We start from the raw sequence: 22,312 nt of genomic DNA, 5'->3' as shown, positions 1-22,312 counted from the left end.
TAGAGGAGAATTTAGTTGGCAAAAGTTAAAACCCAATATGTCTGTCAGAATTGTGGCTATATTTCCCCGCGATATTTGGGGAGATGCCCAAATTGTAATGAGTGGAATACGTTAGTTGAAGAAACGGTTGCCCCTAAAGCGGCTTCTTTAAGTGCGCCTAGTTTACGGCGAAATGGCATTCACGATAATAAACCTGAACCAATTGATAAGGTTGCGTTCCACCGCGAGAACCGGTTCAAAACCTCTATGGAAGAGCTTAATCGGGTTCTTGGTGGTGGTGTGGTACCTGGGTCCTTGATTTTAATTGGTGGGGATCCTGGTATCGGTAAATCGACGTTAATGCTGCAGGTGTCAGGACAGCTCAGTAAAGCTGGCAAAATTTTATACGTTTCTGGTGAAGAAAGTGCCAGCCAAATCAAGATGCGGGCAACTCGCCTGGGTGTCAACGGAGATCAATTGTACGTTTATCCCGAAACGGACATGGACGTTATTAAAAGTACGATTAGTGAATTAAAGCCTGATGCGGTTGTTATTGATTCAGTTCAGACGATGCAAATTCCTGAACTTCAATCGGCTACCGGTTCTGTCGCTCAAATTCGAGAAGTAACGGCTGATCTGATGAATATTGCCAAGGGGCAGGGGATTACGGTCTTCGTGGTTGGCCATGTTACCAAGGGTGGCGCAATTGCTGGGCCTAAGATCTTGGAACATATGGTGGATACCGTTTTGTACTTTGAAGGGGATCTTCACCATTCATACCGGATTTTACGGACGGTAAAAAATCGTTTTGGGTCGACTAATGAACTGGGCGTGTTTGAAATGCGGATGGATGGGCTCCATGAGGTTACTAACCCGTCCGAGATTTTCTTGGAAGAACGGCTTAAGGATGCAACTGGCTCAGCCATTGTCGTTTCCATGGAAGGTACCCGGCCAATCTTAGTTGAGATTCAGGCCCTAGTTACAGCATCGGTATTTGGAAATGCCCAACGAACTGCAACTGGATTAGATCGTAATCGGGTTTCGTTGATTATGGCCGTTCTTGAGAAGCGGGCCGGATTGATGTTGCAAAACCAAGATGCCTACTTGAAAGCTGCTGGTGGCGTTAAGCTCGATGAACCGGCCATTGATCTCGCAATTGCAGTTAGCATTGCGTCATCCTACAAGAATCGGGGAACCAGCCCAACGGAGTGTTATGTCGGTGAGCTTGGGTTAACCGGTGAAGTGAGGCGTGTTACCAGAATTGAGCAACGGGTTTCTGAGGCTCATAAGTTAGGTTTCAAGCGCGTATTGGTACCAAATAACAATTTACAGGGATGGACACCACCTAAGGGCATTGAGGTCGTGGGTGTGTCCACCTTATCACAAGCATTAAAGTTAGCTTTAGGCTAATGATTATTTTTGAGAGAAGGCGATATTAGTGAGAAGAAAAAGAATTGTTCAGATTGGTTTCACACTTGCTGGGGCTGCAATTGGTGCCAGTTATTTCCCATTACTTTGGTTAATTTTACAGATTAGATATGGGACAATTTTCAACAACACGATTACAAATGCAGTGGTTGGTGCAATTATTTTCTATATTATTTCGTTGCTGACTGGAAATTATGTCCTAAAACTCATTGATAAGGTCGAGGCGCGACTAACCAAACAGAGCCCACTATCATTAATCTTTGGTACATTAGGTTTAATTGTCGGATTGGTTGTTGCTATTTTGATTTCCATTGTGTTCTTTAGAACTCACACGTTCTTCTTAAATACAATGATTCCGATTATTTTGATGTTGGTATTAGGCTACTTTGGTTTTCGGCTTGGAACAACTCAAAACGACCGTTGGCGACGAGTATTTCAATCCCGGCGTAAATCCGAGCCGGCCAGGTCTTCTGGGGAAAAGATCATTGATAAACCGGTCGATAAAAATTATCATCATTATAAAATCTTGGATACCAACATTCTGATTGATGGCCGAATTTATGATGTTGTTAAAACGGGTTTTATTGAGGGGACGTTGCTAGTTCCGAAGTTTGTCCTTTATGAATTGCAATATATTGCTGATTCAAGCGATAGTGTTAAGCGGGTTCGCGGCCGGCGGGGCCTAGATATTCTCAATAAACTTCAAAAAGAGGATCTAATCCCGATTGAAATTTACGAAAAGGACTACGACGACATTGATGAAGTTGATACTAAATTAATTCAACTGGCAAAGGACATTGATGGCGTTATCATTACCAATGACTATAATTTAAATAAGGTTATCCAATTTCAACACGTTCAGGTATTTAACATTAATGCACTTGCAAATTCGTTACGGCAAAAGATTTTACCGGGTCAAAACCTTAACGTCATGGTTGTCAAAAACGGAACAGAGAGACAACAAGGGGTCGCGTATCTTGACGACGGCACGATGGTCGTGGTTGAGGATGGCCGCTACTTCTTGAATGACCACATTGATGTTGTGGTTACGAGTGCCATTCAAACAGATGCCGGCAAGATGATTTTTGCCCGGCCTGAGCATTCGACAAAGAACATTTCGGAAAATAATGAAGAAGATAATAGGAAAGCTAATGGTGACAAAAAGAACGGCAAAAAATAGTTACTTTTTGATTAGAAGCTGTTAGTGAGTTGAATAGCGTGATCATTCTAGAGATAGGATGGTTGCGCTTTTTTGAGTCTATCAGTCATGAATTGTTTAACAGCGTTAGATAGGTCCGCTAACGTTCTAGAAATCGCTTCATTGCAATGCGACCCTTTATTTTTCCCGCCGTTCATTGTAAACTTTAAATACTGACAAAAATGTCGATTAATTTTAAGAAAGAGGCGTTATACATTGGCAAACAATGCAATTCGAGTTCGTTATGCTCCAAGTCCAACCGGCCACTTGCATATCGGAAATGCACGTACAGCCATTTTTAATTATTTATTCGCGCGGCACAATAAGGGAAAGTTCATTATCCGAATTGAGGATACTGATACCAAACGAAACGTTGCTGACGGTGAAAAAAGCCAGTTAGATAATTTAAAGTGGCTTGGTTTGGATTGGGACGAAGGTCCTGACGTTGGTGGCGATTTTGGCCCGTACCGACAATCTGAACGCAAAGATATTTACGTACCGTTAATTCAGCAATTAGTAGCTGAAGGTAAAGCTTACGAATCATATCGAACCGAAGAGCAGCTGCAGGCCGATCGGGAAGCCCAAAAGGCACGTGGTGAAATGCCCCATTATGAATATGAATATAAGGGCATGTCTGAGGACGAGAAGAAGCAAGCAATTGCTGATGCAAAGGCCAAGGGGTTGAAGCCAGTTATTCGTTTCCGAGTTCCTGAAAATAAGAACTATGCGTGGGATGATATCGTTAAAGGCAAGGTTTCATTTAAGTCTGACACAATTGGTGGCGACTTTGTGATTGCGAAGCGTGATGGCATGCCAACTTATAACTTTGCGGTTGTTGTCGATGACCATTTGATGAAAATCAGTCACGTTTTCCGTGGGGACGATCATGTTGCTAATACGCCTAAACAACTGATGATTTATGAGGCATTTGGCTGGAATCCGCCTAAGTTTGGGCATATGAGCTTGATCATCAGTGCGGATACCGGTAAGAAGTTGAGTAAGCGTGATGAATCAGTTCTACAATTTATCGAACAGTATCGTAAGCTGGGTTACTTACCAGATGCCATGTTTAACTTTATCTTACTGTTAGGTTGGTCACCAGTTGGGGAAGATGAAATCTTTACGAAGAAGGACTTCATCAAGATGTACGATGAAACCCGACTAAGTAAATCACCTGCCAAGTTTGATTCGAAAAAGCTTGAATGGATCAACAATCAGTATGTCAAAGCAGCTGATGATAGTACCGTGATGGATTTGGCCCTGCGACAGTTGATTGCGGGAGGCAACATTGCTGAAAACCCTGATTCAAAAACGATTGAATGGGCGCGGCAATTGATTAATCTTTATAAGCGTGAGATGAGTTATATGGCTCAAATCAACGATATGGCATCCGTTTTCTTCCAGGAGCCAGAAGAGATCAGTGGTGAAGCACTGGCCGAGATTTCTAATGATACGGCCCCAATTGTTTTGAAGGAATTTCAAAAGCGAATTCAAGAGTTGCCTATTTTTGACTCGGTTGAAGTTTTCAAAACAATTAAAGCTATTCAAAAGGATACCGGAATTAAAGGTCGCAAGTTGTGGATGCCGATTAGAATTGCGGTGACTCATGAGATGCATGGCCCAGAACTTCCTGAGTCGGTTGAATTGGTTGGTCGCCAAAAGGCTGTTGAGCATATCGATCAAACCTTAAAGCAACTTAATAAAGCGTAAATTATTAATTTTATTGTTAAATTAATTGGTCTCGTTGAAAATTCAGCGAGACCTTTTATTATAGGTGATAGTTAGTTTAATAAACTTGGTGAAATTTATGCTATGATTTTAATATAAACTAGTTAAAGAGAGGAATTCGAAATGCTGCAGATATTTAATACGCTTACCCGCAAAAAAGAAAAATTTGAACCGGTCACTCCCGGAATTGTTAATATGTACGTTTGTGGGCCCACCGTTTACAACTACATTCACATTGGAAACGCGAGGAGTGCAATTGCGTTTGATACCGTTCGCAGATATTTGGCGTACCGGGGTTACAAGGTCAATTACGTTTCGAATTTTACCGACGTTGATGATAAAATGATTAATGCTGCCCGTGAAAATCACACGACCGTTGGGGCAATTGCTGATAAGTACATCGCCGCTTTTATGCAAGATACGGCTGCTCTAAATATTTCATCAGACGTGATTCATCCCCGGGCAACTCAGAACATTCCTGAAATTATCGACTTTGTGAAGACCCTTGTGAATAATGGTTATGCCTACGATGTTGACGGTGATGTTTATTTTCGGGCCCGAAAGTTTCCATCGTATGGCGCGTTGCCACATATTGACGTTGACCAATTAGAAATTGGTGCGAGTCAGCACGTTAGCAAAGAAGAGATGGCTAAAAAGGAAGATCCTATTGATTTTGCCCTCTGGAAAAAGTCAAAGGGTGATGAAATTTCATGGGATTCCCCATGGGGTAAGGGACGGCCTGGTTGGCACATTGAATGCTCAGTAATGGCTACCAAGTATCTTGGAAAAACAATTGATATTCACGGTGGCGGTGAGGACCTTATTTTTCCGCATCATGAAAACGAGCGTGCCCAAAGTGAAGCTAATACGCATCAAACGTTTGTTAAATACTGGATGCACAATGGCTTCGTTACAATTGGTGATGACAACGAAAAGATGAGCAAGTCACTAGGAAACTTTATCACGGTTCATGATTTATTGAAGCACCTGGATGGCCAAGTAATCCGGTTATTAATGGCAACCACTCACTATCGGCGGCCAATTCAGTATAGCGATTCGAGTGTTCAAGAAGCAGAGAGTAACCTAAAAAAATTACAAACCGCTTTTAATAATTTGACTTATCGCTTGCATAACGCTGAGGACGGCGACGATCCTAAGACCGATCAGGAAGTTCGCCAGATTATTGCTGACTTTACGGATGCAATGGATGATGACTTTAATGTTCAAAATGGGATTGCCGCTGTTTATGAACTCGCTAAGTTTGCGAATACTTACAGTGAACACCAAGTTGTTTTCACTGGCAGCATTCAGTTTATTATCAATACGTTGAAACAGCTTGCGGGCATTTTTGGAATCAAGTTAGAACAGAGTGAGTTAAAAGACGACGAGATTTGGAAGCTCATTCACGAACGCGAAAATGCCCGCCACAATAAGGACTTTATCCGTAGTGATGAGATCCGTGAAGAATTAAAGGCCCGAGGCATCGTTTTGGAGGACACGCCTCAGGGAACTCGATTTAGAAAGGAACAACAATAAATATGGCCGACAACTTTTCTCAGCTTAATGGCATTGCGCTGGCTTATATGGGTGATGCCGCCTATGAAGTTTTCATCCGGCGTCATTTAATTGAACAAGGTCTGACACGACCAACCAGGCTACAGCACGTAGCTACTAAGTATGTTTCTGCCAAGGCGCAGGCAGCGTTAATTGAGTTGATGCAAACTGATGAGTTATTAAATGATGACGAATGGGGATATTTTAAACGGGGTAGGAATGCCAAGAGCCACACCCACGCTAAGAATACCGATGTCATTACTTATCGGATTTCAACCGGGTTTGAGGCCGTTTTTGGCTATCTATCCCTTAGTGATCAAACTAAACGAATGAAACAAATTGCCGACTGGTGCATTGACCAGGTTGAAAGTGGGAGATTAAAGCATGAAAAATGATCAAGAAGATCAGCAAAAAGAAGAGTTTATTATCGGCCGTCACCCTGTTGTAGCAGCACTTAAGAGCGATAATCCAATTAACAAATTGTTCATTCAAACCGGTGCCAAAGATGATGACAATATTGTGGCAGAAATTATGAAATTGGCACATAAGAAACGCTTAGTAATTTCTAAGGTTCCTAAACAAAAATTGGATAAATTGGCTAATAATCAGAATCACCAAGGCGTTGTGTTGTCTGTGGCGGCTTTCAAGTACGCCACAATCGATGAATTATTTGCTAATGCCGAAAAGGTTGGTGTCGCGCCGTTCTTTGTCATTTTGGATAACATAGAGGACCCGCATAATCTCGGATCGATTATTCGAACCGCTGATGCTGCTGGCGTTACCGGGGTGATTATTCCAAAGCACCGTGCAGTTGGTCTAACCGCTACGGTTTCTAAGACGTCTGCTGGGGCAATTGAGCGGGTTCCGGTTGCTCGGGTTACCAACTTATCAACAACGGTGAAGGAATTGAAGCAGCGTGGCCTGTGGGTGTTTGGAACAGATATTGCTGGTACCGACTATCGCCGTTGGGATGCGAAGGGCGCGGTTGCCGTTATTATTGGTAATGAAGGTAAGGGAATTTCGCCGTTGCTTAAAAAGCAGGTTGATGAAATGTTAACAATCCCAATGGTTGGTGATATTCAAAGCTTAAATGCAAGTGTTGCCGCTAGTGTTTTGATTTATCAAGGGTACAATTCGCGGCACCCACTGGGAAAATAAAATAGAATTGGTGAATAATAATGAAAGATGATCTGTTAATAGTTGATGCTTACAACATGATCGGCAATTGGCCACATTTGAATAAATTAAAACAATTAGATCGGCTTGCAGATGCACGGGACCAGTTGTTAGCAGAATTATCTGAGTATAAAAAGTATCGTGACGTCGACATGATCGTTGTGTTTGATGCAATGTACGTTCCGGGCAATTCGAAGAGTTTTCGTCAATTTGATATGGAAATTGTTTGGACAAGTAAGGATCAAACGGCGGATAGTTACATTGAGGCATTGACAAGACGCAAACAAAGTCGATTTACTCAAGTAATTGTTGCGACCAGTGACCAAGCTGAACAATGGACGGTTTTTGCTGGTGGCGCCCTTCGAATCCCGGCCAGAGAGTTATTGGCCGATGTGAAGCGGGCCAAAAAAGAGGTTGATGTAGAGGCCAAACAGTTAACTGATAAATTACAGGTTAGCCGTCATTCACCATGGGACGCCAAGCAGTTGCTTGAATTAGAAAAACTGCGTGATCATTTAACTGATGATAAATGAAAATATTGATTATCTAATATTTTAAAATTGGTATAGGTGCTAATCCTTTTAGATGAACCCCGGTTCGCTTGTCAGTGACTTTTTCCTTTTGTAATGTAAGTTTTATGAATAATAGCAACTTACAAATACGAGGGGGATACGATCATGATCACTGATGAAGAGATGAAAATTATTGAACTAGCTGGTAAAGGGGATGGGGATGCTCTTGAGAAGCTATTTAAACTTTATCATCCGGTTCTTAGGAAAATTAGACGGAATTATTTTGTCGGGGGAATGGAAAACGACGATCTTGACCAAGAAGCAATCCTTGTTTTATACCGTTCCGCTCAGAAGTTTGAATCCGGTAGAAACGTTTCGTTTGGCAGCTATTACAGTCACAATTTAAGAAATCGGATTTTCGATTTGATTCGTTCTAATAACGCCCAAAAGCGGTTGCCAGCTGACGCAATCAAATCAATTGAAGCCGATCAGAGTTTTTATGCGACTACCGTGGCCGACATTACGGCTTGGAATCCTGAACACTCAGCGATTATTGATGAAGAACTTCATCGTTTATATAAAAGCTGCTCGGAACTTGAAAGAAGGGCACTATCACTAGTGTTTCCAAACAGTCCTAATCCAACGTTTAAGATGGCCGCCCATCGTTCCATCTTAAATGCCTTTGAACGGTGTCGGCAGAAATATGAGCAGGATAAATTGACGTTACTGGAATTGAATGCTAGAATTACTATGCTTGTTAGGAGGTGCCAAGATGGCACAGAGAAAAGTTGCTTTAGCTTGTTCAGTTTGTGGATCAAGGAATTATACGATCCCCGCTAATCCTAATCGAACTAAGCGGCTGGAGCTTAATAAGTTTTGTAAGTATTGTGGCAAATATACTTTGCACAAAGAAACGCGATAGTTTAGTTTATACAAAGTTAGGGGTTAACAAGTTGAAATTTGCAAGATTTTTAAAAAGTGTTGTTGCAGAAATGAAGGTTGTTACCTGGCCAACTGCTAAGGAGAACCGGCGTGATACCAGTACTGTACTAGGTACTTCAATTATTATGGCTATCTTTTTAGGGGCCGTTGACTGGATTGTTCAGTGGGCTCTTACATTTCTGGCATAGCCAATTCGAAGAAAATTTGATATAGTTATGTTGTTAAAACCTGCAAACAGTGTCAGGTTTTTTTATTTGACGTGATTTTTAAGGAGATTATTAAATATGGTTGAGTCAGCAGAGAAACAATGGTATGTCTTACATACTTATTCCGGATATGAAAATAAAGTTAAGTTAAACCTTGACAGCCGGAAGGAATCTATGGGAATGCAAGACTACATTTTTAGGGTCGTCGTGCCGGAACAAGAGGAGCACGAAGTTAAAAATGGTAAAGATGAAGAAAAAATGGAAAAGACGTTCCCTGGCTATGTGTTGGTTGAAATGATTATGACCGACCAAGCTTGGTATATTGTTCGAAACACCCCGGGCGTAACTGGATTCGTTGGTTCTCATGGGCAGGGAAGTAAACCAACTCCGCTATTACCTGACGAAGTTGAACTGGTGTTGAAGCGGATTGGCATGAGTTCTCGTCATGAGCAACTTGACGTTAGCGTTGGCGATACGGTTAAGATTGTTGACGGTGCGTTCACTGGTCTCGACGGTAAAGTGACCGAGATCGATAATGAAAAAATGCGTTTGAAGGTCAATATTGAAATGTTTGGCCGGGAGACAAGTACTGAACTTGAATTTGATCAGGTTGACCCAATCGTTTAACAACAAGTAGGTGGTTAATGTGTTCGGAATTGTCATATTAACTTTAATGGGAATCATACTGGTGGTTGGCTCCGTTCTTTTGGCTAAGACCTTTATTTTAATAGGGAGGCCGATTAATAGCCATGTTGATCAGCAGGCGATCAATCAGATTGATGCTGTTCCAACGCTGTTTTTACCCGGTTACTTTGGCAATCGGTTTTCATTCGGATTTCTATTGCGACGGCTCGTAAAAAAGTATGGTGCTAATAAGTCGCTGGTGATTATTGTTGATCGCCACGGTAAGCTGCGGCTCATTGGTGATTTTGTTGATTATCGGTGCCTGATTCAGGTGATTTTCCAAGATAAACGATCACGCCCTAAACAGCAGGCAGAATGGTTAATGCGAATTTGTGATTTATTAGCTAATCGGGGTGTTTCAACGATTAATTTTGTTGGTCACTCGATGGGATGTATTACGATTTTTTGGTTTCTAACCCATCATCAACATGACATTCCGGTTAAAGTTAATCGAGTAATAACAATTGCCGGGCCATTTAATGATTCCGAGATTGCGAAAAATACGCGGGATGTTGAAGACTATCCCATTGATAGTACCGGCCCCCAACAGAAGACAGCAGTTTACCGGGCTCTGGCGAAGAAAGTAACGGCAATGCCAAGGGGAATTAAGTTTCTAAATATTGCTGGAACAATCAGCTCAAGTCAGCAAAATGATGGCCAGGTATCGCTGACGAGCGCTTTTTCGTTGAGGTATCTTTTGCGGGATCCGATTATTTACTACCGTGAATTAGTAATTCGTGGCAGCCGAGCGACTCATAGACTATTGCATGAAAATCGGGTCGTTGATGCTCATATTGCGAAATTTATTTGGAATGTCTAATTTGTCTTGTTCAATAGTAATGTTTATGGTATATTTAACTGGTATGTTTATGCATACTTACGTGGGAGGAGAAATTTTGATCTCCAATTACCACACACGGACTTAAGGAGGTATGTCTCGTGGCTAAAAAAGTAGCTAATATTGTTAAGTTGCAGATTCCAGCGGGCAAAGCAACACCTGCCCCTCCAGTTGGTCCTGCTTTAGGTCAAGCAGGTATCAACATTATGGGATTCACGAAGGAATTCAATGCACGTACTGCTGATCAAGCAGGAATGATCATTCCTGTCGTTATTACTGTGTATGAAGATCGATCATTTGACTTCATCACAAAGACTCCACCTGCTGCTGTGTTACTCAAGAAAGCTGCTGGTGTTCAAAAGGGTTCCGGTGAACCAAATACTAACAAGGTTGCTGAAGTTACTAAGGACCAAGTTAAAGAAATTGCCGAAACTAAAATGAAAGACCTAAACGCAGCTGATGTTGAAGCAGCAATGCGCATGGTTGAAGGTACTGCACGTAGCATGGGCTTTACTGTTAAGGATTAATTTAACACCCCAGCTATCAGCAGACTTTTAACGATGACACACTGTTTCACGTCGCGTGGGAGGTTTATCCGTTATAACCACAAAGCAAGGAGGAAAACACACATGGCTCGTAAAAGAGGTAAAAATTATAAAGCAGCACTTGAACAGGTAGATCAAGAAAAAGCATATCCTGTAAGTGATGCGGTTGATTTAGTTAAAAAAATTGATTTTGCAAAATTCGATGCAACCGTTGAAATTGTCTTTAAATTAAACGTTGATACTAAGCAGGCCGACCAGCAATTACGTGGTGCCGTTGTTTTACCTAATGGAACTGGTAAAGAACAAACCGTTATTGTATTTGCTAAGGGTGACAATGCTAAGGCAGCTAAGGATGCTGGTGCAGACTTTGTTGGTGATGCAGACTTAGTTCAAAAGATTCAAGATGGTTGGCTTGACTTCGATGTTGCCATTGCAACACCTGATATGATGGCTCAAGTTGGTCGTTTAGGTCGAGTTCTTGGACCAAAGGGCTTGATGCCAAACCCTAAGACCGGAACGGTTACGATGGATGTTACCAAAGCCGTTAAGGAATCTAAAGCTGGTAAGGTTACTTATCGGACTGATCGTGATGGTAATGTTGCTGTTCCCGTTGGCAAGGTTTCGTTTGGTGCTGACCAATTAGTCGGTAACTTGAAGACCATTGCTGATGTTATCGTAAAAGCGCGTCCAGCTTCTGTTCGAGGCGTTTACGTTAACAACGTTTCGATTTCATCAACATTTGGTCCAGGTGTTAAAGTGGATCTTGATTCATTTGATACTGCCAAAGCTTAATTAGTTTTTGAGTTTTAATAAAAATCCCTAATTGACGGCGAACCGGTGTCTATGGTAAGCTGTTAGTTGCTGATAAATACGCCTAAGACTCAGGTGGCTTTTGCCTTAATATCCTGCCGAGGAATTTACTTTCTCTATGTCTTGGTTGGCATGGGGATTTTTTATTAAATCCCAACCGAAAATTTTGGGAGGTGAAATTTTGAGTAAAGAAACTGTTGCAATTAAATCAAAGAAGGTTGACGAGGTTACTGACTTACTGAAAGCTGCCTCATCAATCGTTGTTGTTGACTACCGTGGTTTAACCGTTGCTGAAGTGACTGATTTGCGAAAGCAATTACGTGATGAAGGCGTTAAGATGGAAGTTATCAAGAACAAGATCTTGGATCGGGCATCCGTTAAGGCTGGATTTGAAGGATTGAAAGACACTTTCAACGGCCCTACTGCTGTTGCATTCTCTTCAGAGGATCCAATTGCCGGCCCTAAGATTATTCACAACTTTGCGAAGACTAACGATGCGCTTCAAATGAAGGGTGGCGTTATTGACGGTGAAGTTGCCAGTCTTGATGAAATCACTGCTTACGCTGCATTGCCTAGCCGTGAAGAATTGTTATCAACTCTTGCTAACATTCTTCAAGCACCTGTACGTAACTTTGCATATGGTGTTAAGGCAATTGCCGACAAAAAACAATCTGACGATGGCGATGCTGCCTAGTTAGTACTAAATAATTCCAATTATAATGGAGGAAAATATAATGGCTTTTGATAAAGATAATATTATTGACCAATTAAAAGATGCTTCAATTACCGACCTTAACGACTTAGTTAAGTCAATTGAAGACGAATTTGGTGTTTCAGCTGCTGCTCCAGTTGCTGCTGCAGGTGCTGCTGGTGGCGATGCTGCTGCTAAAGACTCATATGACGTTGAATTAACTGAATCTGGTGACCAAAAGGTTAAAGCTATTAAGGCTATCCGTGACATCACTGGTCTTGGTTTGAAGGACGCTAAGGGTCTTGTTGACAAGGTACCTTCAATTGTTAAGGAAGGCGCTACTGAAGACGAAGCTAACGAAATCAAGGAAAAGCTTGAAGCAGTTGGTGGTACGGTTACTCTGAAGTAATAGGGTTATAATTAGATAAAATTAAATCGCTTCATATCGACATTAACTGTTGATATGAAGCGATTTTTTTGTGTCTTCAATTGGATATGTGAGGAAGCGGAGTGATAATTATGTGGCAGTTTCTGTGGCATTTACAAAAGGTGCCACAGCTTTCTGCCACACTTCCGAAATTACTTGCCATTATTAGGTTTAAAAAGAGTGCCATTCATTTCGTTAATCAATTTTAAAGCTCCCTGCTTCGTTGGCCGTGTATATGAGTCTGTCATTGTTAAAGATGAGTGGCCGAGCCAATGCATAATATCAGTGGGTGAAAAGTTATTAGATCTAGCCATTGTGGCAAAATAATGACGTAGAAGATGGGGGTAAACGTGGACACCACAGGCACGTTCTACCTTTTTAAAAATTTTGTTTGGGTATTCTGGATGTATAGGTTCACCATAATCTTCCATTACGAATAGAAATGAGTCGTTGTTGTATTGTCTGCCACATTGAGTACATATGTTTTTTGAGTATTGAAGCGAAAATTTTAACAGCTCAACAAGTTCTCCCGTAACATAATTTTTGCGATAGCTGGCGTGATTCTTTAATTTTCCACCACCTTCCTCGTAACGAGTGCGTGCCATATCGTACGTGATCTCACAGGCTTCCTGGCCACCTTGCTTAAAAAACTTAAGGGACTTATACCGCAACCCAGAAATTTCCTCACGACGCGCTCCCAGCGCTAATAAGCAGATGAGGGTATACCAATATTTGCTCAAATATTCCCTTGCTGTCTTCATGAATAATTGATAATCTTGTGGTTCCAGCTTGGCTGGCTTAGGCTCCTTAGCACCTTCAATTGAGATGTCTTTTAATTTGTTTTTAGAAATCACATCATTACGTTCAGCAGCATTCATAATGATTTGCATAACAGAATTTATTGTACTGATGGTCGTCTTAGCGTAGCCATCTTTAACTTTGCTATCAATAAAATGCTGATACTGTTGCCGACTAATATCGGTTAACGCCATATTTCCAAATACAGGTTTGAGATGCTTTGCGAAATACATATCTTTTTGCGCAATTGTTGCCGGACGCCACTTACCGATATCAACTGATCGTTTACGAATTACTTCATAGTACGCTTCGACTGTTGTTCGCCGGTTATTCAAAGCGTTAATGAATCCATTATCAATATCGTTTTGAAATTTGTGTAAAGCAACTTCGGCTTCTTGCCAATCACGAAAGCCACTTTTTTTGTATTCTCGGCGCTTATGTTCAGCATCGTAGTAGGTGAAGCGAATTCCGTATTTCTTACCATTTTTAACTGGGTATTCGTAGATATTGGGATGGCGCTTCATTGGTTTCCATTTTGCCATGTCATCATTTCCTTTCAATGTGTATTTTTAATTGATTTGTTTACAAAATAGGGCACGTATGTTCTCTAAACGTTCTAAATAAAAAGCCCTCTGTGGGCTTCTTATTATTTAGTGCGCTTACCAGTAAAATATGGTGTTAAATAATTTAATGGAGCTGATTTCGCTTTAAGTGTTTTGAAGTGACTAGTCATTTTAGGCATCTTTTGCGCGTCTGGTTTCAAACATGTATATCGAACACCATTTTTATCTTCAATAATAAAAATACGATTGAAATCATCTTTTGTGTTAATAACTCTAGCATTTTCATGCTTAATATTAAAAATATCTATATAATTCAAAAATTACTTCTTTCATTTTTAAATCCATGTGGAAAAGTTAAAAACAAGTGCAAGGTTGACGTGATTGAATTTATTCAAGAAAGCCTATTTTTGGGAATTATTCTTTTTCAAAATATCAGCAATTTCTTGCAGGTATTGAGCTTCCATTGAGATTGGGGCAGTGGGAGCTTCTTTTTTAGGCATAATTTTATTGATACCTTTTACTAACAGAAATACAACAAAAGCAATAATTAGAAAATTGATAATGGAATTAATAAAGGCACCATACTTGAATGTTGCACTACCAACTTTAAAGGCAAGATCAGAAAAATCAATTTGTCCCAAGAAGAAACCAATTAATGGATTAATTAAGTTATCAACTAATGATTTAACGATAGAGGTAAAGGCAGCTCCAATAATGACACCAACTGCTAAGTCCATTACATTACCACGTGAAATAAACTCTTTAAATTCTTTTAACATACAAGTTTCTCCCTCAAATAATTCAGCTTTTAAAGTCATCAGTATTTGGACTAGTTATTTAGTGGACCCCAAATCTAAACCAGTCGTGACTGTGTCTGTTTGAAACATACATATAGTGTGCGTTTGATTTAAATTTTCCGGAATCAAAGAACCAGTGATAGTTCGTAGGCGAAGCATAAATCTTGTAATGGTATCCTCTTGGTACAACATAGCTCGCAACTTGGTAACTCTTATATTCTGGCTCCATATACTTAATTTTATGAACTACGATCCGCTTCGTCGTAGTTATCCAGTGCGAGTGCAGCCAAAATGGATTATCAGGATTATAAATACTCATTGCTTGGCTTGTAGTGGGCTGACTGATTATGCCGACAGTACCAAGTGATAACGCAATAATTCCCAGTAATAACGATTTCTTTAATTTCATGTTTATTCCTCCTCAATATTTGAGCTTATAGTATAAAATCAGAATTTAGAACCATTTGAAGGTTTAATCATAACTTGAAAATTGTTTTAATAAGTAAAATAACGAATGGGACAATGATTCCTGCACTTATGATGGTCATTATCCACCAAGATATTTTTGATAAATTATGAATGTTTACCGACAATGCATCTATCTTCCCAGACAATTCAGTTATTTGATTCGACGTCTCATCTTGGGATAATTTGATATCTTTTTGCACAGATTCTACGGCTTTATCAAGCTCTCGATGTGTTACATAATCATCCATATTTCCACCTCCATCTTCATTATACTCATCTTCTGAATCTTTAAGTAAAGAAGAGCGGGTTGGCCTACTGCTTTGATATTCGAAGTGGCCATTAATGACTTTTTTATTGTTCATGATTTTTGGCCCTCCCCAAAAAGCGACAATACGTGTGTGAAAAATCAAGGATCGTTTCTTTACTAGTTAGTTCATCTTTTTCAAACAGAGTTATTTTGGCTGAAATATCTCCAGCAGTTTTAAATAAAGCAGAATTTAAAGTGAAGTGCATTTCAGTTATGTGTTGTAATTTTCTTTTTAGATCATCTAATTTGGCTTCAGATGAATATGCCTTATCGGGAGTTCTAATTCTGATTTTTATAAAGATATTTTTTTCTTCTGTCAAATTGTAAAAACTAATAAAAAAGTTTAATTTTCCTGTAACCGGAATTTTTTTAGCATCCATTTGTTGAACCGGAGTTTTAGACTTACTATCAGCGGTTATAAAAAAAGCACTTATTTTATTTTTTATTATATTCAAGAATACCTCCACAAAGTTAAACGATTTATAGGATCTACGTTTCACCATCATTCGTATCAGGACTATCTCAATGATTCTTCTAATTGGTGCAGCTAACGATGACTTATTGCAACCCGATCCTAATCATCTTCAACGTGCTTATCGAAGTGACTATCTGCAACTTTACTTAAATCAGAACTGTCCATGTTGTTAGGATCTATCGACTCAAGGGTACTTCGGCTAAATGAATATCCTAAAACTGGGATATTTTTTAAAGTTTTGCCATTGGCATTGGATACATTTTGAGTAAAAGATATTTTAATATTTGAAAAATCTTTGTAGTCGGCTTTTTTTACACCCTCAAGTATAGAGACAGCACCATCTTTCATTGTTGCTTTGCTTTCATTGTTTGCTTTAAATTCGATGTTAGCTACGTAAGGTTTGGTATCGTCGTACCCCAATACTTTAACTGGATGATAAAAGGCAACCGAATTATCTTTCTTTAGATATTTATCGGCTTGATATTTTAATCCGGACAGGCCATGCGTGTGAGAATTTTCATTAACTGATTTTTGAGACGATGAAGCTACTTCACTAGACGCTGGGGCAGCTTCTTTCTTTCTATCTTCTTTTGAGGATTCAGCAGCTTCTTTAACGCTTGCTTTGGCTGCTGCTTTCTTTTTGGCTTTTAAACCATTGAGATATTCTGTAGAGTGATTATTAAGTTCAATAAAATCATAATTAGTCTTAAAACCCTTATGAATAGCTGACACTTGAAAAGAATCCCACTTTTTATGAGTAGGCAGTGATAGCCTTAACTTAAACGTTTTTCCTTTGGCGATTGTAGACTGTCCTTGATCTGTTTCAATTTTTGAGCCCGGTGTTGTTTCACCTTTTAAAACAAAATAGCCTTTTCGGTTTGTTGAAGCTTCTTTATTTTTTAAATTGCTGAATTCAAGGGTAGTTTTTTTACCATTTGATTTACCATAACTTTGCCCACACCCTGTTAGCAGTAAGATGGCTAAAGTGAGTGCAACAATAACTTTTACTTCCATTCTTAAATCCCCCTCAATAATTTTTAATCTAATTCATTATATGGTGACCCATAGCTATGAACTAAGTCATAATAGCTTTCGGGTCCATATCCATTTTCCTCAACATATAATAGTCCCATCAACGCAGTTGCGAACTGATTGGCTTCGTATTCGCAGGTTCCATGGCTTAATCGCCCAGTCTGATACCCAGTTATTCCTGGTTGGCAAATAATATGACCCAATTCGTGACCACAGGTAAAATTGCGTTGTACGGAATCACGAATGCTTTCATTTAACAAGATAATTGGGCATTTATCAAAATAAGCAGTTTGGCCGAGTGGGTGGGGACCAAATGCTTCCCAACGAATCTCAATATCCAATTTCTCTGTTATAAGAAAAGGATCAGCCGTTCCATTATTGAATACAATACTTTTGACCATTTCTCTGACAAAATTATTTGCGACTATCTTTTTGTTTCTGTTTGTCCCAAAAAAGTCCTTCCAAAACTCTTCTAACTTGCTTCTGTTCTTCATCAGTTAATCCCTCACCCCCATAAGTCATGCCATTGGCATTTTCCTCAAGAAATCTCTTGAGGTCTTTTTTATCATCATTGGTTGCCCAAGATGGAGTATGACCATTTCGATCAGTAGTGTTTCCTAATAAATAATCAGTAGAAACTTCAAAAATTTCTGATATTCTTTTTAATTCGTCTGTGGAGACCTTTCTTGATCCACTTTCAATCTTACTCATCGAAGACTTATCTAGGCCAAGGCGACGTGCGAGTTCAGATTGAGTAATATTTCCTTCTTCTCTTAGATTAACTATTTTATTGGCTAAAGATTTATCTGCCATGCTATCCCTCATTTCTAAATTCACAACTATATAATATCAAAGTTTCTAAAAAAGATACGAAAAGTTGAAAAAATCGCAACTAATAGGTTGACGTTTCTAAAATCTCAACGTATACTATAAATTGTAAGTTGAGATAATCGAAACGGAGGTGATTTAATGAAATATGAAATCAATCTTGACTTGATTAAGAAAAAGCGAAAATATGAAGGCTTTACAATGCAACAAATGGCTGATTTTATTGGATTGCATGACAAATCTAGCTATTATAAGCGTGAAAATGGAGATTTGAATTTTCAAGTTGGTGAGATTCCAATAATAGAAAAAGTATTAAAAATCCCTAGTAAAAAAATTTTTGTTGAATCGTTGACGAAATCTCAACATTCCGCGCAGAAGGTAGGCACGTAATTCATGGAAGGAGGTGAAAGAATGGATAAAGAGAATAGTGAATGCGTCGTATTTTATTGGAAAGGCAATGAACGAATTCCACTCTGTATGACCGATATTGAACTTATATTTAACCCACATAAATACGAAACTGTTGGTGATCCATTTAAAGGATATGAAAAAGAAAGGCTTTATGCCCTCTACCAAGGAAAAGCCTTTCTCATCCACGAACCAGATTAACTATCGGTTTTCAAGTTCGTATTCTCCGTCTGGAGTTAAATAATGTTCTGCTCCACTAGGAATTCCAGTTAATAGATTTCCCATTGCATCTTGTCTGAACTGGATGTTAATCAAGCCTTCGTTTTCAATATCCATTGAGATCAAAATATTATTAACCCAGTTCTTTTCTGAATATTTGTTATACAGAGAATTCAGTAAATCGCTAAGCACTTTTTGATCTTTATTGGTTTTGCCACTAAGGCTCTTAAGAACAGTTAATCGAACTTCATCTTGAGGCTTCATACTTTATCACCACCTTTAATGGAATAAACCAATTATCCCACCAAATGAATGATGTTGATGAGAATCCTGCAAGGTGAGCACGTAAGGAGGTGAATACATGGATAAGTTAAATATGAATCTAAGCGTCCATTCGTTGAACGAATTAAAAGAGTTGCTACCGCAAATAGCAACTCTTGCTAAGAACTATGAGATTAATTTGAACGTTAATCTTATGCCATCTGACGATCAAATGGCAATTCTAAAGGCTATCAAACGTAACACTGAACCATCTACTTCAGAGGACTCAACAGAGATCAATGATGACTTTTAATGAGGAGGTGAGCGAATGAGTGAAAAAGAAGAAGTACCAGTAGTAATTGTTCATCCAGCTAATGATCCTGATTTTGGCGGTTCAATGCTGAACAGTAAGTTTTGGGACCGAATCGTGGTCACTACGACAGAAGGTAAAAAAGTAGCAGAGATTAACACTGACGATGCAACCCCTGCTACTGGATATTTGATTAAAGCGTATCCAAATAAGGACTAACCCTCAGGAGGATGTGGATCATGACCATGACTATCTTTGCGAGAGATTTTTCCGTCACGATTATGAACTACTAATTCGGAATGCTGATTGTCAGCAATTTTACGAGCCACTTTCTCAGCTTCTTTTTTGTTATCAAAGTTAGCAGTTGCTCGTGAATTACCAGCGCCCTTTACATTCCAACCGCCTTTACCATCAGGAACGACATGTTGATCAGCCATTTATGTCACCACCTTTAATGGGATGACTCAATTATCCCACTAAAGGAGCGAAAGGAGGTGAGCGAATGAGAGTAATTCAAGAAGATGTTTGTGGAAGCCTGATTCACCGAACCATTATTGAAACAAGCCCAGAAGAAACAAAGATGAATATCAAAAATCAGGAAGCTGAACTAGATCCCAAGAAGTTGGCTGATGAAATCAATAAACGAATGAAGCAGGATGTCAGTCAACTGTTTGATACATTTAGAACTCAAAAAGGAGATTAAGTAATGGAACTAGATCACACAAAGCAAGATGAATTTTCGAATCTTGCCAATACGTTTATTACCGAATTGGTAAAAGCCGATTATAGTCTGAGCGATACCGAATTTCTATTTGATTATATCAAATCTCAAATGGCAGGTATGGCATTAAAACCGAAGCCCCACAAAGAAGTGGAAGACCATAACGAACGCTACAGAAAGATTGTTGTCAAGGAGCCACATGGACACGCGATGACGTTAATTTTTGGCGACCCTCATATGATACACACAATTATAGATACTGATGATAACTACTTTGTGGTCGAAATCGAAGACTCTTATGGATTCTATACAACAGAAAATGGAAAGGGATTCTCAAAAAAGAATCCCTCATCTAAATATTAACGAATATTTTCCTTCCAATACCTGTAGCCACTAACAGTTAGTGGTTCGTGATGATCACGTAAAGTAACCCGTGCATGTTCAGGACCAGGCGTATTTGACCAATCAATCTCATAGTTGGTAAATCCGATATCATATAAGTCTTTTAATGCGCGAATCACATTTTCGTCTGTATACCCCTTTGCCTCACTAGCATCTGTAACGTTGCTTAATATGGCTTTCATATTTTCACTGTTTTTAGATGCTTTGACAAATTCAGCCAAGAGAAAATTTTCTATCTCATCATGATCTTGCAATTTTTATCACCTCCCTCCTATTTTTCTACCTCATTATGGGGTGGGAGGTCGAGGGAATTTAGAAATTCGGTCAAAAAACCTATTTGTTGCTTAGATAACTTAGAAATTACGTCCAATAGCTTTCTCTTATCTGGCGATAGTTCATTGCTGAAAAAGCTGGGTAGATCGCTTCCTAACATTTGGAGCATATCTCCTAGTGCATTTATATCTGGAGTTGCTCTATCAGTCTCAAAACGGCTGATATAAGACTGTGAGTATCCCATTTTAGCAGCGAGATCAGAAGCGGTAATGCCTTGAGACTTTCTTAGTTCTTTTAACTTTTTACCTCTAAAATGTATTGTCATTAATAAGCACCTCTTATGCAGTATTGTACTAAAAAAATAGCTATAATAAGCGTTTTAGAACAAATAGTTATTTTTTTATTGACAAAAAGAACAAATAGTCATATTATCATAGTCAAGGAGGCGGTTTTATGATTGGTAGTCATATTCAGAAGTATCGACTAGAGAAAAAGATGTCACAAGCTGATTTAGGAAAAATGGTTAATATCGATCAAACGTTAATCAGTCGTATCGAGAGAAATAAGCGAAAGGTATTTGCGGATGAACTTCCTAAGTTTGCTGAAGCATTGGGAGTTTCACCAGATGACCTTTTGAAGAAAAAGGAGGTAACTAGGTAATGCAAGTAACAGAAGAACAACTCAAGGTATTCCCAGAAGAAGAGCGTCCGGTTGTCCGTCGATTATTAACTAAGCAAAGCAATCCGAAGGCTATGGTACTGAAACAAGAGGTTCATGACTGGGCGTGTGCTAGAGCTTATACCGATGATGGACACCAGCTGTTTCCCTGGAGTCAGTTAGTTTCTTCAGTAAATATGGCGATTAAATTAAAACTTAGCTTGAAGGACATTCGTAAGTTGACTGATGAACAGGTTCCAGAAGCTCGAAAGTTATTTGAGAAGTTTAAAGCAGACTTCGATATTTAGTTTTCAAAGAACGAAAGGATGATACAAATGAATGAACTAATTAAAACTTTCAAACAAAAAGATGGTTCTGTTGCTGTCGACGGTCGGGACTTGCATGACTTCCTCGAAGTTGAAACACCATATCGAATTTGGATTCAACGAATGATCGAATATGGATTTACTGAAAATGTTGATTTTGCAGGTTTTGAACAAAAAAGTACGAAACCTCAAGGCGGTCGCCCACAGGTAAATCATGCTTTAACTTTGGACATGGCAAAGGAATTATCCATGATTCAAAGAACGGACAGAGGCAAGCAAGCTCGACAATATTTTATCGCAATGGAGAAGCAAGCTAAGGCCCAGCCACAATTGCCGTTACCGAAAGATTACCCAAGTGCATTACGAGCCTTGGCTGATTCGATGGAAGAGAATCAGAAGCTTAAGCCGGCTGCGGATTACACTCAAAAGATGCTTGCTAATCCAGGGTTAGAAACCACGTCAATGATTGCCAAGAATTACGGGATGTCGACCGCCAAGTTCAATCAGTTGATGCACAAAATGGGGATTCAGTACCGGCAGGGGAAAACGTGGTTGCTATACGCCAAGTATCAAGGATTTGGGTATACGCACATTGAACCATTTTCCTACTTTGATCAGAAAACGGGAACTAAGAAAGTCGCCAACACGATGAAGTGGACACAGCGAGGGCAGAAATTCATATATGATTTTCTGGCTTCCAAAGATGTTTATCCGCAAGTGGAACGGCTAACGCTATTGAGCTAATGGCT

General features: G+C 39.5%; 38 protein-coding genes and 1 other annotated feature. Of the genes, 25 read left to right on the top strand and 13 right to left on the bottom strand.

The features are described from left to right. Nucleotides 1-15: 15 nt before the first annotated feature. The 16 genes from radA to rplL all read left to right on the top strand — a co-directional run bounded on the left by radA (nt 16) and on the right by rplL (nt 12,700). On the top strand, nt 16-1,389 hold the full coding sequence (gene radA, locus FC98_RS07195) for a DNA repair protein RadA (protein ID WP_040471989.1): 1,374 nt from the start codon (nt 16-18) through the stop codon (nt 1,387-1,389). A gap of 28 nt (nt 1,390-1,417) precedes the next feature. Next, nucleotides 1,418-2,587 carry a PIN/TRAM domain-containing protein gene (locus FC98_RS07190; protein ID WP_191982000.1) on the top strand — a complete coding sequence of 390 codons (1,170 nt, stop codon included), beginning with the start codon at nt 1,418-1,420 and terminating at the stop codon, nt 2,585-2,587. Between the two features lie 234 nt (nt 2,588-2,821). Next, on the top strand, nt 2,822-4,315 hold the full coding sequence (gltX, locus tag FC98_RS07185) for a glutamate--tRNA ligase (RefSeq protein WP_040471987.1): 1,494 nt from the start codon (nt 2,822-2,824) through the stop codon (nt 4,313-4,315). A 141-nt stretch (nt 4,316-4,456) separates the two neighbouring features. Then, the gene (cysS, locus tag FC98_RS07180; protein ID WP_056949376.1) at nt 4,457-5,869 is read left to right on the top strand and encodes a cysteine--tRNA ligase; all 1,413 of its coding nucleotides are present in this window, start codon (nt 4,457-4,459) and stop codon (nt 5,867-5,869) included. Between the two features lie 2 nt (nt 5,870-5,871). Beyond that, a complete protein-coding gene (locus tag FC98_RS07175; protein ID WP_008858262.1) occupies nt 5,872-6,282 on the top strand; it encodes a Mini-ribonuclease 3 in 411 nt (136 codons plus the stop codon). Next, a complete protein-coding gene (rlmB, locus tag FC98_RS07170) occupies nt 6,272-7,045 on the top strand; it encodes a 23S rRNA (guanosine(2251)-2'-O)-methyltransferase RlmB (protein ID WP_054655414.1) in 774 nt (257 codons plus the stop codon). The genes FC98_RS07175 and rlmB overlap by 11 nt, the downstream gene beginning before the upstream one ends. 20 nt (nt 7,046-7,065) lie before the next feature. After that, entirely contained in the window at nt 7,066-7,596 is a 531-nt protein-coding gene (locus tag FC98_RS07165; protein WP_008858260.1) for an NYN domain-containing protein, read from the top strand. A gap of 144 nt (nt 7,597-7,740) precedes the next feature. Further along, the gene (locus tag FC98_RS07160; protein WP_054655412.1) at nt 7,741-8,415 is read left to right on the top strand and encodes a sigma-70 family RNA polymerase sigma factor; all 675 of its coding nucleotides are present in this window, start codon (nt 7,741-7,743) and stop codon (nt 8,413-8,415) included. Continuing rightward, a complete protein-coding gene (gene rpmG / locus FC98_RS14250; RefSeq protein WP_008858258.1) occupies nt 8,348-8,497 on the top strand; it encodes a 50S ribosomal protein L33 in 150 nt (49 codons plus the stop codon). The genes FC98_RS07160 and rpmG overlap by 68 nt, the downstream gene beginning before the upstream one ends. 31 nt (nt 8,498-8,528) lie before the next feature. Continuing rightward, the gene (gene secE / locus FC98_RS07155) at nt 8,529-8,705 is read left to right on the top strand and encodes a preprotein translocase subunit SecE (RefSeq protein ID WP_040471986.1); all 177 of its coding nucleotides are present in this window, start codon (nt 8,529-8,531) and stop codon (nt 8,703-8,705) included. A 96-nt stretch (nt 8,706-8,801) separates the two neighbouring features. Beyond that, on the top strand, nt 8,802-9,350 hold the full coding sequence (gene nusG, locus FC98_RS07150) for a transcription termination/antitermination protein NusG (protein ID WP_008858256.1): 549 nt from the start codon (nt 8,802-8,804) through the stop codon (nt 9,348-9,350). A 19-nt stretch (nt 9,351-9,369) separates the two neighbouring features. Continuing rightward, on the top strand, nt 9,370-10,227 hold the full coding sequence (locus tag FC98_RS07145) for an alpha/beta hydrolase (protein ID WP_235803604.1): 858 nt from the start codon (nt 9,370-9,372) through the stop codon (nt 10,225-10,227). A 119-nt stretch (nt 10,228-10,346) separates the two neighbouring features. Beyond that, nucleotides 10,347-10,772: a 50S ribosomal protein L11 gene (rplK, locus tag FC98_RS07140; RefSeq protein WP_008858254.1), complete on the top strand. Its 426-nt coding sequence runs from the start codon at nt 10,347-10,349 to the stop codon at nt 10,770-10,772. Between the two features lie 102 nt (nt 10,773-10,874). Continuing rightward, nucleotides 10,875-11,582, top strand: a complete 708-nt coding sequence (rplA, locus tag FC98_RS07135; RefSeq protein WP_056949375.1) for a 50S ribosomal protein L1 — start codon at nt 10,875-10,877, stop codon at nt 11,580-11,582. Nucleotides 11,583-11,645: 63 nt separating this feature from the next. After that, nucleotides 11,646-11,754, top strand: a sequence feature (ribosomal protein L10 leader region). Nucleotides 11,755-11,781: 27 nt separating this feature from the next. Further along, on the top strand, nt 11,782-12,294 hold the full coding sequence (rplJ, locus tag FC98_RS07130; protein WP_040471994.1) for a 50S ribosomal protein L10: 513 nt from the start codon (nt 11,782-11,784) through the stop codon (nt 12,292-12,294). A 40-nt stretch (nt 12,295-12,334) separates the two neighbouring features. After that, complete coding sequence (gene rplL / locus FC98_RS07125; RefSeq protein ID WP_040471984.1) at nt 12,335-12,700, top strand: 50S ribosomal protein L7/L12; 366 nt, start codon at nt 12,335-12,337, stop codon at nt 12,698-12,700. A gap of 170 nt (nt 12,701-12,870) precedes the next feature. Here the strand turns inward: rplL and FC98_RS14245 are convergent, their stop codons facing one another. The 9 genes from FC98_RS14245 to FC98_RS07080 form a co-directional block, all read right to left on the bottom strand. After that, on the bottom strand, nt 12,871-14,058 hold the full coding sequence (locus tag FC98_RS14245; RefSeq protein WP_082602814.1) for a tyrosine-type recombinase/integrase: 1,188 nt from the start codon (nt 14,056-14,058) through the stop codon (nt 12,871-12,873). 104 nt (nt 14,059-14,162) lie between these two features. Continuing rightward, nucleotides 14,163-14,396, bottom strand: coding sequence for a hypothetical protein (locus tag FC98_RS07115; RefSeq protein ID WP_054655251.1), 234 nt, complete (start codon nt 14,394-14,396; stop codon nt 14,163-14,165). Nucleotides 14,397-14,480: 84 nt separating this feature from the next. Next, on the bottom strand, nt 14,481-14,858 hold the full coding sequence (gene mscL / locus FC98_RS07110; protein WP_056949374.1) for a large-conductance mechanosensitive channel protein MscL: 378 nt from the start codon (nt 14,856-14,858) through the stop codon (nt 14,481-14,483). A gap of 58 nt (nt 14,859-14,916) precedes the next feature. Next, complete coding sequence (locus FC98_RS07105) at nt 14,917-15,285, bottom strand: hypothetical protein (protein WP_054655253.1); 369 nt, start codon at nt 15,283-15,285, stop codon at nt 14,917-14,919. Between the two features lie 67 nt (nt 15,286-15,352). Then, on the bottom strand, nt 15,353-15,706 hold the full coding sequence (locus tag FC98_RS07100) for a hypothetical protein (RefSeq protein WP_056949373.1): 354 nt from the start codon (nt 15,704-15,706) through the stop codon (nt 15,353-15,355). Then, nucleotides 15,696-16,106 carry a hypothetical protein gene (locus FC98_RS07095; RefSeq protein WP_056949372.1) on the bottom strand — a complete coding sequence of 137 codons (411 nt, stop codon included), beginning with the start codon at nt 16,104-16,106 and terminating at the stop codon, nt 15,696-15,698. Before FC98_RS07095 ends, FC98_RS07100 begins: the two co-directional genes overlap by 11 nt. A 119-nt stretch (nt 16,107-16,225) precedes the next feature. Continuing rightward, entirely contained in the window at nt 16,226-17,140 is a 915-nt protein-coding gene (locus FC98_RS07090; protein WP_003560138.1) for a hypothetical protein, read from the bottom strand. Nucleotides 17,141-17,163: 23 nt separating this feature from the next. Continuing rightward, on the bottom strand, nt 17,164-17,499 hold the full coding sequence (locus FC98_RS07085; RefSeq protein ID WP_235803603.1) for an ImmA/IrrE family metallo-endopeptidase: 336 nt from the start codon (nt 17,497-17,499) through the stop codon (nt 17,164-17,166). Nucleotides 17,500-17,572: 73 nt separating this feature from the next. Then, nucleotides 17,573-17,971 carry a helix-turn-helix domain-containing protein gene (locus FC98_RS07080; protein WP_065101495.1) on the bottom strand — a complete coding sequence of 133 codons (399 nt, stop codon included), beginning with the start codon at nt 17,969-17,971 and terminating at the stop codon, nt 17,573-17,575. Between the two features lie 156 nt (nt 17,972-18,127). On the opposite strand from FC98_RS07080, the gene FC98_RS07075 reads away from it, so the two are divergent. Next, on the top strand, nt 18,128-18,376 hold the full coding sequence (locus FC98_RS07075) for a helix-turn-helix domain-containing protein (protein WP_056949369.1): 249 nt from the start codon (nt 18,128-18,130) through the stop codon (nt 18,374-18,376). 21 nt (nt 18,377-18,397) lie between these two features. Further along, nucleotides 18,398-18,595 carry a hypothetical protein gene (locus tag FC98_RS07070; RefSeq protein ID WP_054655263.1) on the top strand — a complete coding sequence of 66 codons (198 nt, stop codon included), beginning with the start codon at nt 18,398-18,400 and terminating at the stop codon, nt 18,593-18,595. On the opposite strand, the gene FC98_RS07065 is transcribed toward FC98_RS07070, so the two are convergent. Continuing rightward, nucleotides 18,596-18,877 carry a hypothetical protein gene (locus FC98_RS07065; protein WP_054655265.1) on the bottom strand — a complete coding sequence of 94 codons (282 nt, stop codon included), beginning with the start codon at nt 18,875-18,877 and terminating at the stop codon, nt 18,596-18,598. 97 nt (nt 18,878-18,974) lie between these two features. Between FC98_RS07065 and FC98_RS07060 the strand changes: the two genes are divergently transcribed. Both FC98_RS07060 and FC98_RS07055 read left to right on the top strand, forming a co-directional pair. Beyond that, nucleotides 18,975-19,187, top strand: a complete 213-nt coding sequence (locus FC98_RS07060) for a hypothetical protein (RefSeq protein ID WP_054655266.1) — start codon at nt 18,975-18,977, stop codon at nt 19,185-19,187. A 15-nt stretch (nt 19,188-19,202) separates the two neighbouring features. Continuing rightward, nucleotides 19,203-19,403, top strand: coding sequence for a hypothetical protein (locus tag FC98_RS07055; protein WP_056949368.1), 201 nt, complete (start codon nt 19,203-19,205; stop codon nt 19,401-19,403). On the opposite strand, the gene FC98_RS07050 is transcribed toward FC98_RS07055, so the two are convergent. Continuing rightward, the gene (locus tag FC98_RS07050; protein WP_054655268.1) at nt 19,400-19,621 is read right to left on the bottom strand and encodes a DUF2188 domain-containing protein; all 222 of its coding nucleotides are present in this window, start codon (nt 19,619-19,621) and stop codon (nt 19,400-19,402) included. The genes FC98_RS07055 and FC98_RS07050 overlap by 4 nt on opposite strands. 65 nt (nt 19,622-19,686) lie before the next feature. Between FC98_RS07050 and FC98_RS07045 the strand changes: the two genes are divergently transcribed. Together FC98_RS07045 and FC98_RS07040 are read left to right on the top strand one after the other, a co-directional pair. Continuing rightward, entirely contained in the window at nt 19,687-19,887 is a 201-nt protein-coding gene (locus tag FC98_RS07045; protein ID WP_054655270.1) for a hypothetical protein, read from the top strand. Nucleotides 19,888-19,890: 3 nt separating this feature from the next. After that, on the top strand, nt 19,891-20,268 hold the full coding sequence (locus FC98_RS07040) for a hypothetical protein (RefSeq protein WP_056949367.1): 378 nt from the start codon (nt 19,891-19,893) through the stop codon (nt 20,266-20,268). Here FC98_RS07040 and FC98_RS07035 read toward each other — a convergent pair. Both FC98_RS07035 and FC98_RS07030 read right to left on the bottom strand, forming a co-directional pair. Beyond that, on the bottom strand, nt 20,265-20,561 hold the full coding sequence (locus tag FC98_RS07035) for a hypothetical protein (RefSeq protein ID WP_054655274.1): 297 nt from the start codon (nt 20,559-20,561) through the stop codon (nt 20,265-20,267). The two genes, FC98_RS07040 and FC98_RS07035, sit on opposite strands and share 4 nt — an antisense overlap. 17 nt (nt 20,562-20,578) lie before the next feature. After that, on the bottom strand, nt 20,579-20,905 hold the full coding sequence (locus tag FC98_RS07030; RefSeq protein ID WP_054655276.1) for a helix-turn-helix domain-containing protein: 327 nt from the start codon (nt 20,903-20,905) through the stop codon (nt 20,579-20,581). 128 nt (nt 20,906-21,033) lie between these two features. On the opposite strand from FC98_RS07030, the gene FC98_RS07025 reads away from it, so the two are divergent. The 3 genes from FC98_RS07025 to FC98_RS14240 are packed head-to-tail and all read left to right on the top strand — an operon-like array spanning nt 21,034 to nt 22,307. Further along, nucleotides 21,034-21,240 carry a helix-turn-helix domain-containing protein gene (locus FC98_RS07025; protein ID WP_054655278.1) on the top strand — a complete coding sequence of 69 codons (207 nt, stop codon included), beginning with the start codon at nt 21,034-21,036 and terminating at the stop codon, nt 21,238-21,240. Further along, nucleotides 21,240-21,545 (top strand): hypothetical protein, encoded by a 306-nt coding sequence (locus FC98_RS07020; RefSeq protein ID WP_054655280.1) that lies wholly within the window; start codon nt 21,240-21,242, stop codon nt 21,543-21,545. The genes FC98_RS07025 and FC98_RS07020 overlap by 1 nt, the downstream gene beginning before the upstream one ends. A 27-nt stretch (nt 21,546-21,572) precedes the next feature. Then, the gene (locus FC98_RS14240; protein ID WP_082602810.1) at nt 21,573-22,307 is read left to right on the top strand and encodes an antA/AntB antirepressor family protein; all 735 of its coding nucleotides are present in this window, start codon (nt 21,573-21,575) and stop codon (nt 22,305-22,307) included. The last annotated feature ends 5 nt before the right edge of the window (nt 22,308-22,312 follow it).

This window comes from Lentilactobacillus kisonensis DSM 19906 = JCM 15041 (genome assembly GCF_001434135.1).
GTDB classification, from domain to species: Bacteria; Bacillota; Bacilli; order Lactobacillales; family Lactobacillaceae; genus Lentilactobacillus; species Lentilactobacillus kisonensis.
This window is presented reverse-complemented; position numbering and strand designations above follow the sequence as displayed.